We start from the raw sequence: 15,002 nt of genomic DNA on the forward strand, positions 1-15,002 counted from the left end.
TTGGCGTCCCTACGGGGATTCGAACCCCGGTTACCGCCGTGAAAGGGCGATGTCCTAGGCCTCTAGACGATAGGGACGTTTCAGAGGTGGGCGTATATTAGGTTTAATTCCTGAGTCTGTCAAACTGTTTTCCTAAAAAAAACTGTAATTTAGCGATGAGTGTTTAAAAATACCGCGTTTCATTTATTTTGAATCAAAAAATCAAACATAATGAATAAATTTTGAGCTGAATATTGTTTAGCGGCTCTGACAACTTTCGATCAGTGCTTTGAGCACCTCAATATTTTGCAAATAACCAGAAATCTCATGTGGATGTGCACTCGATGTCGAAATTTCATGATTCAAAATAGGTGGATCAAAATCGAATGGGGGCTTTTCAAGTGGAAACGCTGTGAGAAAATCATCATGAGAATAAAAATTATGCCACACACCATGTAGACATTCGGGGTAACTGATCGGCTGTATGAGGTGTTGCTGAATGACACGAAACGCCAGAGGGGAGCCAAGTGTAATAAAGCCTTGGATATTAGAGATATTACACATTTGGCGTAGCAGATTATAGGCAATCACCGATCCTAAAGAGTGCGCCACAATAATACACGGTTGCTGAACAGGAATACCAATACGTATACGTTGATGAACACGTTGCATGAAGCTTTGATTTGCTAAATAACAATAACTTTCGATCAGAAATGTATGCATCAGCTCTTCATGTAATTTTGGAAAGTGATCTAGAAGTATCATCAGTTCTTTTAAAGATTGATCTTTTGCAGTCAAGCTCTCATCAAGTAATTTCTTCTTTATCATTGCTAAATCAAATAGATGTGCATGCCCACTGGCTTGTTTTTCTTTAAAAAGAGCGAATGAGGGAATATGAAGATGAGCAGGCAAGTGAAGTGAGAACAGTGATTTAGGTAAAAAGGTATCGAGGTCAAGGCGATTGCTTAAATGAAATTGGGTCAGTAAATCGCCATAAAAAGGAAAATGCAACTGATGTGAGTCGAATTGAAACAACAAATGATTCTGGCTTAGCCCATGCTTGAGCACGCTGAGCCAGTGCTTACGTAGGCTCTGTGCATTTAATTGCTGCTGATTCATACCATGAATAAACACAATATACATAGTGATACTTTTTATGGCCTATAGATTGAGCTTACATCAAAAAAATGTAGCGCTTTGTGTGGCTTGTTGAGTTGAAGTGTTGATGCAAAATCTGGCACTGCTTGTTAACCGTAATCCAGATAAAGCGCCGGATCTGGATAAAGCGGTTCCACAATACGCTCAATGACGGAAGGATGTTGTAGGTAGCCAATAATTTCATGCGGACGATTGACAAAGGTTGAAATCAATTGATTCTCAATTGGAGGATGAAAATCAAATGGTGCCTGATCGAGAGGAAAGGTGGTGAGATAATCTTCTTGCGAATAGAAATTGTGCCAATCTCCTATAAGCGATCTGGGGCGTTCTACTGGCATGTTGAGCTTCGATTGAATCACCTGAAAGGCCAGTGGTGAAGCAAGCGTAATAAAGCGTTGTACGCGTATGTGAGGCAATTGCTGTAATAGGTTGTACGCGATGACTGTACCCAGAGAATGCGCCACAATAATATACTCATCGTCGCTGTCAAAGGCAGATGCAATACGCTTGTGTACATCCTGCATAAAGTCTGGACTTGCCAGATATAAATACGCTTCAATAATCAGTTTTTGAATCACGCTTTCATGTAATTTGGGAAATTTGTTGAGCAGCACCACAAATTCTTTAAGTACGCGATCTTTGGCTAAATGCGAAAAAAGATAAAGTTTTGAAGTAAATGAAAGTTCTTCGTCGGTGTCAGATGTGAGTGAAATGAGCGGCTGGCTGTCATCTACAGGCTGAGATTCATCTGGAAGTAAAAAAGGCAGATGCCATTCTTGCCAAGTATCGCCAAGTAAATTGATCGGCTCAGTACTAAAACTGAGCATGTGCTTAAACAGTAAATCACCATAATAAGGAAAGGAGATATCCAGCGTATCGAGTTCAATGTGTTTTGCAGAATGATTCAGCCCAAGTTGAAAGATATTCAACCAGTAGTCTTGAAGCTGTGAGGCATCCATTTTTTGTTGCTGGGCGCCATGAACAAATACAATTTTCATCGTGATCAGGCTTATTTATTCTTATATTGACTTAAAATCTACAGAAGAATGATGCGCTAAACCAGTGATCTAAATAAAAAAAGTGTAGCGATTTTGCTACACTTTCCAATGAGTATTGTACCTTTTAACCGCTTTAGTTTTGATTACGGTAAAATATGTAGTGACTTAAATAACAACCCGCCACAAAGATCAAACAACCAATAAAACCGGGAAGCATTTCAGGATCAAGCGCCATACTTAAACCAGTAATCAAGCAAAATACAAATCCAAGAATCGGTAAAACTGGAAACAGCGGTGCAGCAAATTTGAGCTCAGATACGCTGTGGCCATCTTTATACCATTGACGTCTAAAGTTGAACTGACTCCAGCAAATACTCATCCAGACAATTACCATGGTAAATGCCGCAACGCCCAGTAAATTTTTAAAGATAGTCTCTGGTGCAAACTGCTCAGACAATAATCCCGGTATCGCACCAAACATCGTCACAATGAGGGCAATAATTGGCGTACCACTGGTGGTGAGTTTAGAGAAAATAGACGGTAATTGCTTTTGGCTCGAAAGCGACCACATCATACGAGAAGCAGCATATAAACCAGAGTTTGCAGCCGATAGCAGCGCCGTGATAATCACAAAACGGATAATATGGTCTGCATACGGAATACCAATATATTGAAAAACCGTCACGAACGGACTATTACTCACACCATGATTGCCTAAGCCAGTTGCCTCATAAGGCAACAGTGCGCTAATGACCACAATGGTGCCCACAAAGAAAATGAGCAAACGCCAGATGGCTGCATTAATGGCTTTGGGTACATTGACTGCCGGATCTTTAGTTTCACCTGCCGCAACGCCAATCAATTCTGTGCCTGAAAAGGCAAAGTTAACAATCAGCATGGTCGCAAAAATAGGCATCAGACCTTGAGGAAACCAACCATGACTGGTGAGATTGCTAAACAGTGGTGCGGTTTGATAGCCCTCAAAATGAATCAGACCAAAAATGGCCAATAGACCCAATATAATAAAGCCGATCACGGTCAGCACTTTCACCAGCGACAACCAGAATTCAGATTCGGCAAAAATATGCGTGGAGCTGAGGTTGAGTGCAAAAATGGTGATTGCAAAAACACTGGTCCAGATCCACATCGAGATATGGGGAAACCATTCTTGCATGAGTAATGCCGCGGCAGTAAATTCGGTACCTAGCGTGGCTGTCCATGTCAGCCAGTATAACCACGAAATCATGTATCCTGTGCCTGGCCCGATATAGCGTTTGGCATAGGCACCAAATGACCCAGACACTGGCATATGTACGGCAAGTTCACCCAAACACAGCATGACCATATATGCAATCAAACCGCCCAGCATATAGGCGATCACAGCGCCAATCGGGCCTGTTTGGGTAATCACTTCGCCTGAGCCTAAAAACAGGCCTGTGCCAATCGCACCACCTAACGACAGCATGACCAAATGACGAGTACTCATGGCACGTTTTAATGGAGCAGCACTGCTGAGTACTTGTTGGTCTGTAGAGTCTGGCGGCAGCATAGACAATATCGCTTCAAGATGAAAGAAAGCGCTATTTTAGTGAAAAAACTGAAATGTGCAATGCAGCATGAGTCAAAGAATAGACAGTGAGACAAGCAAAAAGAGAAATACAACAGAAAAATAAGATGGCGTCCCTACGGGGATTCGAACCCCGGTTACCGCCGTGAAAGGGCGATGTCCTAGGCCTCTAGACGATAGGGACGTTGCGAGGTGTGCGTATAATAGGAAGTTTCATCTGTGCTGTCAATTTGCATTGCAAAGAAAAAGGCAGAAATGTGATTAAGTGAATAAAAAATAGCTAATTGTATGAATATTAGGCAGTTTTTTAAATTTATTTGGCGGGTGACTGTTCAGTCGAAGTTTTCTTAGGTGCGTCATGCACGATATAAAGATAAAGCGCAGAAGGCAATAAAATGAGTATAGCGATCAAAATCTTTTTCAGCATGACATGTCTCGGTTTGAGCACAGGTAAACAGTATAAAAGAAAATGCAAGAGAGAAAAATAAGATGGCGTCCCTACGGGGATTCGAACCCCGGTTACCGCCGTGAAAGGGCGATGTCCTAGGCCTCTAGACGATAGGGACGTTGAGGATGGCGGTATCTTATTGATCCGCCACGAGTGTGTCAAGTAGGTGAGGAGAGAGTTTGTTTAAAATATAGCAAAACAGTTCGGCTGTCTTTTGCGTATCGTATAGCGCAGAATGTGCTTCCTTGCCATCAAACTCAATGCCTGCCTGTATACATGCCTTGGCCAGTACTGTTTGTCCAAACGTAACTGCACTTAAGGTCACCGTATCGAATACCGAAAAGCTATGAAACGGATTTTGATTTTTAGTGCTGGTACGTGCAATTGCAGCTTGCAAGAAGCCCAAATCAAAATGTGCGTTGTGGCCTACCAGTACAGCATGAGTACACTGCTGTTGCTTACGCACTTCATGAATCGACTTGAATATACGTTTGAGCGCTGAACGTTCATCTTCTGCCATGGCCATGCGCATCGGATTAAACGGATCGATCCCGATAAAATCGAGCGAACGACGATCAAGATTTGCCCCTTCAAATGGATTGATATGGGCTTGATAGGCTTCGCCTGGTACAAATTGCCCGGCTTCATCATAGACGATTGGAATACAGGCGATTTCAAGCAACGCATCGGTATGCGCATTGAAACCCGCTGTCTCGACATCGACAACAACGGGTAAGAAACCACGAAAACGCTGACCAATCACTGGAAGAGTGGAGGTTTCTTGAGTCACACTTTTCTCCATTGAAGGGTTTTACCTGCATAAAGCGGAATAATTTTTTCACCGTCAAGATAGTCTAGTTGCTCTGGAATCACTTGATCTTCTTTGACCAAGGTGATGGTCGAGGTGTTGCGTGGCAGGCCATAGAAGTCGGCACCAAAATGGCTGGCAAAGCCTTCTAAGCGCTCAATCTTTCCAACCTGATCAAATGCCTGTGCATATAATTCGATGGCTGTCGGTGCACTGTAGCAACCTGCACAACCACATGCATTTTCTTTGGCATCTTTCGAATGTGGTGCGCTGTCGGTACCCAAAAAGAATTTTGGATTGCCGCTAGTAGCCACTTCAATCAAGGTTTGTTGATGCGTTTGACGCTTTAAAATTGGGAGGCAATAAAAATGCGGTTTGATCCCACCGACCAGCATATCATTACGGTTAAATAGCAGATGCTGTGGCGTGATGGTGGCAGCTACGTTGCGGTCTTGTTCTAAAACAAAATGCGCGGCTTCACTGGTGGTAATGTGTTCGAGTACCAGTTTAAGTTTTGGAAACTGTTTGAGTAACGGAGACAATACTTCGTCTAGAAAGCGCTTTTCACGATCAAAAATATCCACATGGTTGTGAGTGACTTCACCATGCAGTAACAGTGGTACCTGATGCTCTTCCATTTGCTCAATTACAGCATAGACTTTGCGGATATCGCTTACGCCATTATCTGAATTGGTGGTTGCACCTGCTGGGTAAAGCTTAATCGCGTTTACAAATTCGGAAGCCTTGATTTTTTTGACTTCGCTCGCTGGGGTGTGATCGGTAAAGTACAGCACCATACGCGGATCAAAATGAACACCTTCTGGAACATGCGCCATGATTCGTTCACGGTAAGCCAAGGCTTCTTCCACTGTTTTGACAGGTGGGACAAGGTTCGGCATACAAATCGCGCGAGCAAACTGGTTAGCTAAATCTGGAACAGTACGTTGAAGTGCGATTCCGTCACGTAAATGCGCATGCCAATCGTCTGGCTGCAGAAGAGTAATCGTATCCAAGGGAATTCAAGCTGCAAAATAAAACAGATGATAATGCAAAAGCCCTGAAAATGGTAACAGGAAATGCTTACAATTCACCTCAAATTGCTTCAAGTGACTGCATCTAAGCGGATTTTTAATCAAAAAGTTGGTGCGTGCAGAAAAAATAAAAGCTGTCAGGTGACAGCTTTTATTTGAGATTTCAGACGATTATTTCGTTTTAGTCTCTAATTGTGGTACAGCTGAGCCTTGACCAATCGAGAGTAGGCCCGAGTTGGTATAAATGCCCAATTTTGCACGTGTATCGGTAATATCCAGATTACGCATAGTCAACTGGCCAATACGGTCCATTGGCGTAAACATCGAATCACCTTTTTCCATGGTTAAGCGTTCTGCTTCATAGGTCAGGTTTGCAGATTCAGTGTTCATGATGGTGTAATCGTTACCACGACGTAATTCTAAAGTCACAGTACCCGTAATGGCTTTTGCAACCCAACGCTGTGCAGTTTCACGCAGCATCAGTGCTTGTGAATCGAACCAACGGCCTTGATACAACAAACGACCTAAACGTAAGCCGTTGATGCGGTATTGTTCAATGGTATCTTCGTTGTGAATACCCGTCACCAGACGTTCGTAAGCAATATGCATAAGTGCCATGCCCGGTGCTTCATAAATACCGCGTGATTTTGCTTCGATAATACGGTTTTCAATTTGATCCGACATACCTAGGCCATGACGTCCACCAATACGGTTGGCTTCAAGAATCAATTCAACCGGATCTTCAATACGCTGACCATTGAGGGCAACTGGCATGCCTTCTTCAAAAGTAATGCTGACTTGTTCAGGCTGAATTTCAACGTCATCTTTCCAGAACGCAACACCCATGATCGGATCTACAATCTTGATACCGGCATCAAGGTATTCGAGATCTTTCGCTTCATGGGTTGCACCTAGCATGTTCGAGTCGGTCGAATATGCTTTTTCTTTCGACATTTTGTAGTCAAAACCATTATCGATCAGGAACTGTGACATTTCTGCACGGCCACCTAGTTCGTCAATAAAGGTTTGGTCTAACCAAGGTTTGTAAATTTTTAAGTTCGGGTTGGTCAGCAAACCATAACGATAAAAACGTTCGATATCGTTACCTTTGTAGGTCGAGCCGTCGCCCCAGATATTGACATCATCTTCTTTCATGGCAGTGACCAACATGGTCCCAGTAACCGCACGACCAAGTGGCGTGGTGTTAAAGTAAGGTACACCGCCAGTGCTGATATGAAATGCGCCACATTGGATTGCTGCAATACCTTCAAGTGCAAGCTGCAAACGGCAGTCGATCAGACGAGCTTTAACGGCACCGTACTGCTCAGCTTTCTTTGGAATCGCATCATAGTCATCTTCATCGGGCTGACCTAGGTTTGCTGTATATGCATATGGTTCAGCGCCTTTTTGTTTCATCCACAATAGAGCAGCTGAAGTATCTAGACCACCAGAGAAGGCAATCCCCACTTTTTTGCCTACAGGTACATGCTGCAAAATGGTTGCATTATCAGTCATTACTAATCCTAACGTTTATAAAAAGACCTAAAATGATGGTCATGAGAATTCACAATGGCGGGTATTGTAGCACTTTTTTTTATTGATTTTTTCCGATAATTCACTCGACCATCTGAAAAAAACAAAATTATGTTTTCGCTTGGAAGGCTGGCAGCAAAGGCTGCACGGCGCAGGCTGCTCGCGATATTTTATAATAGCCACTTTATACCTATGCAGATTTTTAGTTCACCTCAAGTGATTCGTTTAACTCGATGAACTGTTTTTCAATCGGGGTGAATACGTGATCATGCCGTGCAACCAAATAGAGTCCAATATTACGATATTGATCTGGAAGCTCTTTGTAATACTGGATGTCGTATTTTTTTAACAAAGATTTTGCAATCATGGAAACACCCATTCCCAATTGTGTAAAATTTATAAGTGCTTGATAATCATAAATATGAACCAATTCGCCTTGGCTTAAATTACGCTCTGTATAAATTTTATTGAGTGTAGTGGCATAGCAGCATTCTTCACAGGCCAGCAGAATATTTTGATGATTAAGACAATCGTCTAGAGATTCATGATTGATCATATTTTTACCAATAATCACCAGTTCATCCTGTTCCTTTAAACGGTACTGAAGATGCTTATGTTTGGGATGACCCAACACATAACCAAAATCGAGATGGCCTTGTGAAATTTCATCTTCAATAAAACCGGTCGATCCAGTTTTCATGGTCAGTGCCAAATCGGGATAGGCACTATATAACTGATTAAATGCAGGGTAAAAACGCATTCCACCCAAGCTGGTATTGGTACCAAAACGTAAAGTGGAGTCTTGTTGTTGAATCTTGTTTTCGGTTTCTTCCCAAGTAAACATCATTTTTTTGTACTGTGTGTATAACTGCATACCAGATTCGGTCAGTTCAACCCCTTTGGGTTTGCGAATAAATAGCTGACGATTATAGTGACTCTCAATTTTTTTGATTTTTGCGGTCATGTTAGATTGTAAATAATTCATTTTTTGTGCAGCGGCTGAAATGCTTTTGAGTTCAGCTACGTTTACAAAGGATCGGATATCATTAATATCAATATTCATGGCCGAACTCCGCATCAAAAAGAACCTAAGATGTATTTTTAGAGAGATGAATACAATAAGGTATTAAAAAAAATGATGCTCATATTAAAACATAACATTATTCATGATGTCATTTCTTTTCTATAATGGCGCATGTTTGTTGTGAAATGGGTGAAAACGTGAATATTCGAGTCATCAGTGCCATCACACTGTTGTGCCTTGTTTGGGGATCATTATGGGGATTGGTCAAACACAGCTTACAGGTGTTTACTCCATTTTTATTTATTTCCGCACGTTTGATTGTGGCTGCCCTAACCCTGATATTGGTACAGGCTTTACTGAAACGTTCGATTTTGCCTGCACGCCATGAATGGCGAAAAATGATTGTACTCAGTGTCTTGGTTTGTTTTGGATTTTATGCGACCCAAACCTTTGCCATGCAGTTTGTCGACTCAGGATTGTCGGCGGTATTGACTTTTACCATGCCAATTTTTGTAAGTGTTTTGGCGCATTTCTTACTGAATGAACGCTTGAATTTCCAAAAAACGTTGGGCCTGATACTGGGTGTGGCAGGGCTGATCGCGATCATGTGGCCGCAGCTTAAACACATTCAATTTAATCTGTCGGTGGTGGGTGAGTTGCTGTTAATCAGTTCGGGTTTCTTCTGGGCCACGGCGACGGTGTACATTAAGAAGGAATTTGCCGAGTATGACAAAATCAAGTTGACGATTTGGCAATTGCTTCTGGGGGCTGTGGTATTACTCGCTGGTGCACTTGCATGGGAACCTGTTGATTTGAATGTTTGGCTAGATCCATTGAATGCGTCAATCTTGTTCTATATTGCAATTGTTGGCACAGGATTTGCGTTTGTACTCTGGAACTGGATTGTGAGTCAGGTGGATACCTTTGTTGCTTCAATCTCGATTATGAGTATTCCGGTATTGAGCTTGTGCTTTGGTGCGCTGCTCTGGCATGAGCCTTTAACCATGAATATTGTATTGGGTGCGATTTGCATATGTTTAGGGATCGTGGTGAGCTCATTAAAGCTGGCTTCACAGCGACTTGCTGCCATTCAGAGTCATAAATAAACTCAAAAAACAGCTCTGTACAGCAGGGCTGTTTTTATAGATTTACTTGTAGATCAAGCTGAATAATCACCGTTAATATGATGTGATTCGAAACAAAGAATAAGATGTAAACTAACCAAAAGAATGTTTTGATAACTAATAAACTGACATTTTTAACACGTAAAAAAAGCACTCGGGTCATCCCAACCCCGATAAAAAGTATTAAAGTATTAAAGTATTATGCAACAAGTTGCAAAGCCAATAACAACCTAAGGATTCGTCATGACTAGCTATGCACATATTTTAAAACCACTGCATTTAGGTTTTACAACAATTAAAAATAGAGTCGTGATGGGCTCTATGCATACCGGCTTGGAAGACCGTTTTTATAATTATCCGAAACTTGCAGCCTACTTTGGAGAGCGAGCGAAAGGCGGTGTTGGCTTAATCATTACCGGCGGCATTTCACCTAACCGACAGGGCTGGCTTTTACCCGCAGGTGGAACTATGAATTCTTTGGCAGATATTCCACATCATCGTTTGGTTACGCATGCCGTACATAAGCATGGTGGAAAAATTTTGATGCAGATCTTGCATGCTGGTCGCTATGGTTATCAACCTTTTGTGGTGTCGGCAAGCCCAATTAAATCACCTATTTCACCGTTTAAACCGCGTCAGATGTCGGAAAGCAATATTTTAGACACCATTGAAGATTATGCCCGCTGTAGCGATCTGGCCAAGAAAGCAGGTTACGATGGTATCGAAATTATGGGTTCTGAAGGCTACTTGCTTAATCAGTTCTTGAGCCGTCATGTCAATCAACGAACAGATCGCTGGGGTGGCGAGATTGAAAACCGTATGCGCTTTGCAGTTGAAATTGTAAAAGCGATTCGTGAAAAAGTCGGTGAAAAATTTATTATTAGTTTTCGTCTGTCTATGCTGGATTTAGTTCATGATGGCAATACCATGAGCGAAGTGATTACGGTGGCACAGGCACTTGAAAAAGTGGGCGTTACCTTACTCAATACGGGTATTGGCTGGCATGAAGCGCGTATTCCAACCATTGTCACCTCTGTACCGCGTGCGGCTTTTGTTGATTATACTGCTTATGTGAAACAGCACGTGTCTATACCTGTGATTGCGGCCAATCGAATCAATATGCCAGATGTGGCAGAAGAGATCTTGGCACAAGGTAAAGCCGACATGATTCAGATGGCACGTCCACTTTTAGCCGATGCTTTTTGGGTGACCAAGGTGGCTACCAATCGTGTCGATGAAATTAATACCTGTATTGCCTGCAATCAGGCTTGCCTCGATCACACTTTTAAAAACCAGCGTGCAACGTGTTTGGTTAATCCGCGTGCAGCATACGAAACCGAGCTAACGTACATCAAAACCAAAAAGCCGAAAAAAATTGCGGTTGTAGGTGGCGGTGTTGCAGGGTTGTCGGCGGCCACCGTTGCAGCCAGTCGTGGGCATCAGGTGACGTTATTTGAAGCTGCGTCTGAAGTGGGTGGGCAATTTAACTTGGCCAAAGTTATCCCCGGCAAAGAGGAGTTTCATGAAACCATTCGCTATTTCAAAGTGCAACTAGAAAAAACGGGTGTAGATGTGCGTTTAAACACACGCGTCAATCGTGAGCAACTCGAGCGCGAGGGCTATGAAGAAGTGATTGTGGCGACGGGTGTTGTCCCACGCCAGCTTCGTATTGAAGGCAGTAATTTGCCACAAGTCCTTTCATATGCTGAAGTGTTACGTGGTGCTCCAGTTGGTGAAAAAGTGGCCGTGATTGGCGCAGGTGGTATCGGGTTTGATGTATCTGAATTTTTACTCAAACCTGCGCATCAGATTCAGCCCCAGCCCTTGGCGGATTGGCAGCGAGAGTGGGGGATCGACTCTAATCCGAATTACATTACCGAAGGTGGCCTGCAACCTGTCGAAATAGAAGTACCTGTGCGACAAATTTATTTATTACAACGTAAAACCACACCGCTAGGAATTGGCTTAGGAAAAACCTCAGGCTGGGTGCATCGCGCACAACTGAAAAAACATGCGGTGCGAATGATGCGTGGTGTGCAGTACAAAGCTGTAACCAATGAAGGCTTGTGGGTGGAAGTAAATGGTCATGATCAGTTACTTCGTGTAGATACGGTTGTGGTTTGTGCTGGACAAGAGTCGGTGAAAGATTTAATGCCTTTAGCACAGGAATCGACACTGGCACGCTATCATATTATTGGTGGAGCGAAGCTTGCTGCCGAGCTAGATGCCAAGCGTGCCATCCGAGAAGGCGCAGAATTGGCCGCAGAACTGTAATTTTGACGAAACAATATGCAAACGAGTGCAAAGCATTAAAATTTTTCTTGAATAAAATAAACGGTCTTTGTATTCTTACGCACATGGAAGCGTGGCAGAGCGGTTTAATGCACCGGTCTTGAAAACCGACGAGGGTGTGAGTCCTCCGTGAGTTCGAATCTCACCGCTTCCGCCAAATTTTATACAAAGCCCTGAGTATGTCAGGGCTTTGTTGTTTTTGGGGTTTATGCAACATAAGCCTGTAGTAAGCAAAATAAAAAATTAAAGTATTAAAATTTATGTATATTTAATAAGTATTATTTTTAAATTTATAAAAAATTGAGAGTCAGATGGAAAATACATTAGATCATGCACGTGAGAAATTTTTAGAATGTAATTGGGAAACAAATATTCCTGAAAATGATCATTATGGTTATTCCACCATTATGCAAAGTCTACAAACATTAGCGAAAAGTATGTTGGATACAGGAAGAACTGAGGAACATAAAGTTCTCGAGTTATTATCCAGAGCAGCTTCGATGAGACTTATACCAAGTAGCTTAAATGAACCGTTTAAGCCTATATTTGAAGATTTTCAAATGGGTAGAAGATCTACAATTCCTGAAGACTTCACGGCAGAAGAATTGTCTTTTTTTGAACAGATTCTAGATGACATAAGTGAGTCATTTTTAAAGGCGCGACTTGCTGATATTTTGTGGTTAATGCAAAAGCCTAAAGATATTAACCATGCAAGATTAGCTATTGATGCTTATATTGGAAATGAAATTGATGACCAATCTTGGCAAAAAGATATAAATAAATGTTTAGAACGAGGAGCACGTTTAGCTATACAAATTAAGGATTGGGAACGTTTAGAGCAAATAAAAAGTATGCTTTTTGCAGCTTTCCTTAAAGAGTATTCAGATAGTAAATTTATGCAGCTATGGATTGCTGATTTACTAGACACATTGAAGATTGACGATGATTTAAGGTCTCGAATAGCACAAACCTTATATGACAAAGCAAATGACTTAAAGAATAATAGTGACTTTCTTTCCGCAATCTTATATTTCGAACTATCTTCAAAAAAAAATAAGCAAGATGGTGAAGTTGAAAAACACTTACAGTCTTTAGTGGCAATTGCTGAATGCTATATTTCAGAAGCTAAAAAGAGAAGTTTAGATAGTAATTTGGTGGCAAATGGTTTTTATGAAAATGCTGTTCAAGCGTATCGCCGAATTCCTGTTAGAGATCGAAGTAAATATGATATTGAAAGTAAGATAATTGAGATTCGTCAGAAAATAACTTCTTCAGGGCAAGCTTCTTTAGATGAAATGGTTTCTTTTACATTACCTAATGTAGATATTTCAGATTTAATAGAATTATCTATTAAGCATGTGAAAGCAAAAGCTACTCCTCAAGAAGCCTTATTATTTTTTACAGGTGTGAGTCATCCAATTAAATATGAAAAATTATTAAATAGTGCTAACGATATTCTAAAGAATAGTATCTTTGGGAGTTTATTTGGGGGACGTCATCTCAGTAGTGATGGGCGTGTGATAGCAATCACGCCAGGTAGAAATTTAACAGCCGGAGAAGATGATCCTGCAAATCAAGCCGCTTTACTTCGTCAAGCTCAAAGCCAATTTTCTATCCACATTGATTTTGCGGTTCAAGTTCAAATTCTTCCATCATTAAAACAGCTTCAACTGGAACATAGATTCTCTAAAGATCTAATGATTGCTGTTTGTAAGCAGTCACCTATTGTTCAAGATGGTAGAGAAATTTTAATGGGTAATGCCTTATGGTTAGGTTTTGAAAATGAATTTGGTCTTGCGATACATCTTCTTTGTCCACAAGTTGAACATATGGTTAGATCATTATTAAAGCAAGCGGGTGCAATTACAACTAATCTTTCTATTGATGGTATAGAAAATGAAAATGGATTAAGTACATTAATGGAACTTCCTGAAGCTGAGCAGATTTTTGGAAAAGATTTAACTTTTGAAATCAAAAGTATTTTCACAGAAGCCTTGGGCTATAATTTAAGAAATAATGTAGCACATGGTTTATTAAATGATGATGAATCAACGTCTACAGCTAGTATTTATGCATGGTGGATGATTTTAAGATTAATTATTCGTTCAATTGTTCATGGTAAAATTAGAAAAGATTAATGGTTTATTAAAATATTTACGTTTGATTGATATTTAATAATTCAATCTATCTTCAACCAGCTTTCTCTGAGATATAGCTTCACACTCATTACAGAAAAAATAAATGAAAAAGCGACTAATAAATAATACTCGCTTTTTTATACGAATTTCAGCTCAAATGAAATCAAACATATTGCATTCTTTATAAGTTACCTTTTGTAAGATCAACAGTCTTGATCGTGCTGGTAATTTGTTTTTTAAGTTTGAACACGATCTCATTTAATCCCTGTTGCTGGATTCACAAGGCTTTGAGCGAGTAACCAACAAAATCCCGAATAAAGTTGCGAAACAGATCCAAGATACGGTTGAATAATTTCATTTTTGCTGTATGCTGATTGCAACTAGAAAAATTAGACGGTTAGTTCAATCTTCTTTAAGTATCGTAGTTTTAGTCTTAATCCTTCGTTTTATAGATCTTAAGCTCAATTTGTTCAATTTTTACAGTTAAATAGTCATCTCGCATGACGCTCCACCCTTAAAATTTATAGGATAGATTATGTCTAACACAGCTACTGGTACCGTTAAATGGTTCAACGAAACTAAAGGTTTTGGTTTTATTCAACAAGATTCTGGTCCAGACGTATTTGCTCACTTCAAAGAAATCGCAACTGACGGTTTCAAAACTTTGCATGAAGGCCAACGCGTTTCTTTCAACATCGTTGAAGGTAAAAAAGGCCCAAGCGCAGTGAACATCACTCCGCAATAAGGACATCTGTCCAAACAAGAGCACCTTCGGGTGCTTTTTGTTATTTAGAATGAAGTTTTAACTCGCTCGTAGGAGTGATCCAAACAAGATCAATTGAAATAATTATGCTATTCATAATTTAATTCACTATTGTGTAAATAAATACTCTTTGTTAGTT

At 40.8% G+C, this 15,002-nt stretch carries 11 protein-coding genes and 4 tRNA genes; 5 read left to right on the forward strand and 10 right to left on the reverse strand.

Annotated features, from left to right (window positions below):
• Position 1 precedes the first annotated feature (1 nt).
• From QLG00_RS08950 to QLG00_RS08995, 10 genes are all read right to left on the reverse strand, one after another.
• Positions 2 to 77, reverse strand: a tRNA-Glu gene (locus tag QLG00_RS08950).
• Between the two features lie 160 nt (positions 78 to 237).
• The gene (locus QLG00_RS08955; protein ID WP_282470826.1) at positions 238 to 1,122 is read right to left on the reverse strand and encodes a hypothetical protein; all 885 of its coding nucleotides are present in this window, start codon (positions 1,120 to 1,122) and stop codon (positions 238 to 240) included.
• Positions 1,123 to 1,226: 104 nt separating this feature from the next.
• Positions 1,227 to 2,135, reverse strand: a complete 909-nt coding sequence (locus QLG00_RS08960) for an alpha/beta hydrolase (RefSeq protein WP_004936271.1) — start codon at positions 2,133 to 2,135, stop codon at positions 1,227 to 1,229.
• A 133-nt stretch (positions 2,136 to 2,268) separates the two neighbouring features.
• Complete coding sequence (locus QLG00_RS08965; protein ID WP_004946267.1) at positions 2,269 to 3,684, reverse strand: amino acid permease; 1,416 nt, start codon at positions 3,682 to 3,684, stop codon at positions 2,269 to 2,271.
• Positions 3,685 to 3,810: 126 nt separating this feature from the next.
• A tRNA-Glu gene (locus tag QLG00_RS08970) sits at positions 3,811 to 3,886 on the reverse strand.
• A 306-nt stretch (positions 3,887 to 4,192) separates the two neighbouring features.
• Positions 4,193 to 4,268 (reverse strand) — tRNA-Glu (locus QLG00_RS08975).
• An 18-nt stretch (positions 4,269 to 4,286) separates the two neighbouring features.
• Positions 4,287 to 4,952 (reverse strand): ribonuclease T, encoded by a 666-nt coding sequence (rnt, locus tag QLG00_RS08980; protein ID WP_004936280.1) that lies wholly within the window; start codon positions 4,950 to 4,952, stop codon positions 4,287 to 4,289.
• Positions 4,937 to 5,971: a dihydroorotase gene (pyrC, locus tag QLG00_RS08985; protein ID WP_282470827.1), complete on the reverse strand. Its 1,035-nt coding sequence runs from the start codon at positions 5,969 to 5,971 to the stop codon at positions 4,937 to 4,939. The genes rnt and pyrC overlap by 16 nt, the downstream gene beginning before the upstream one ends.
• Before the next feature lie 189 nt (positions 5,972 to 6,160).
• On the reverse strand, positions 6,161 to 7,504 hold the full coding sequence (gene argG / locus QLG00_RS08990) for an argininosuccinate synthase (protein WP_004936287.1): 1,344 nt from the start codon (positions 7,502 to 7,504) through the stop codon (positions 6,161 to 6,163).
• Between the two features lie 220 nt (positions 7,505 to 7,724).
• On the reverse strand, positions 7,725 to 8,585 hold the full coding sequence (locus tag QLG00_RS08995) for a LysR family transcriptional regulator (RefSeq protein ID WP_104124531.1): 861 nt from the start codon (positions 8,583 to 8,585) through the stop codon (positions 7,725 to 7,727).
• Between the two features lie 158 nt (positions 8,586 to 8,743).
• On the opposite strand from QLG00_RS08995, the gene QLG00_RS09000 reads away from it, so the two are divergent.
• The 5 genes from QLG00_RS09000 (at position 8,744) to QLG00_RS09020 (ending at position 14,845) form a co-directional block, all read left to right on the forward strand.
• Positions 8,744 to 9,652: a DMT family transporter gene (locus QLG00_RS09000; protein ID WP_282470828.1), complete on the forward strand. Its 909-nt coding sequence runs from the start codon at positions 8,744 to 8,746 to the stop codon at positions 9,650 to 9,652.
• Positions 9,653 to 9,913: 261 nt separating this feature from the next.
• Positions 9,914 to 11,944, forward strand: coding sequence for an NADPH-dependent 2,4-dienoyl-CoA reductase (locus QLG00_RS09005; RefSeq protein WP_282470829.1), 2,031 nt, complete (start codon positions 9,914 to 9,916; stop codon positions 11,942 to 11,944).
• 85 nt (positions 11,945 to 12,029) lie between these two features.
• A tRNA-Ser gene (locus QLG00_RS09010) sits at positions 12,030 to 12,119 on the forward strand.
• A gap of 154 nt (positions 12,120 to 12,273) precedes the next feature.
• Positions 12,274 to 14,100, forward strand: a complete 1,827-nt coding sequence (locus tag QLG00_RS09015; RefSeq protein WP_282470830.1) for a DUF4209 domain-containing protein — start codon at positions 12,274 to 12,276, stop codon at positions 14,098 to 14,100.
• Between the two features lie 535 nt (positions 14,101 to 14,635).
• On the forward strand, positions 14,636 to 14,845 hold the full coding sequence (locus QLG00_RS09020; protein WP_004936298.1) for a cold-shock protein: 210 nt from the start codon (positions 14,636 to 14,638) through the stop codon (positions 14,843 to 14,845).
• The last annotated feature ends 157 nt before the right edge of the window (positions 14,846 to 15,002 follow it).

The organism is Acinetobacter sp. V89_7, from assembly GCF_029967895.1.
Taxonomy (GTDB): domain Bacteria; phylum Pseudomonadota; class Gammaproteobacteria; order Pseudomonadales; family Moraxellaceae; genus Acinetobacter; species Acinetobacter soli.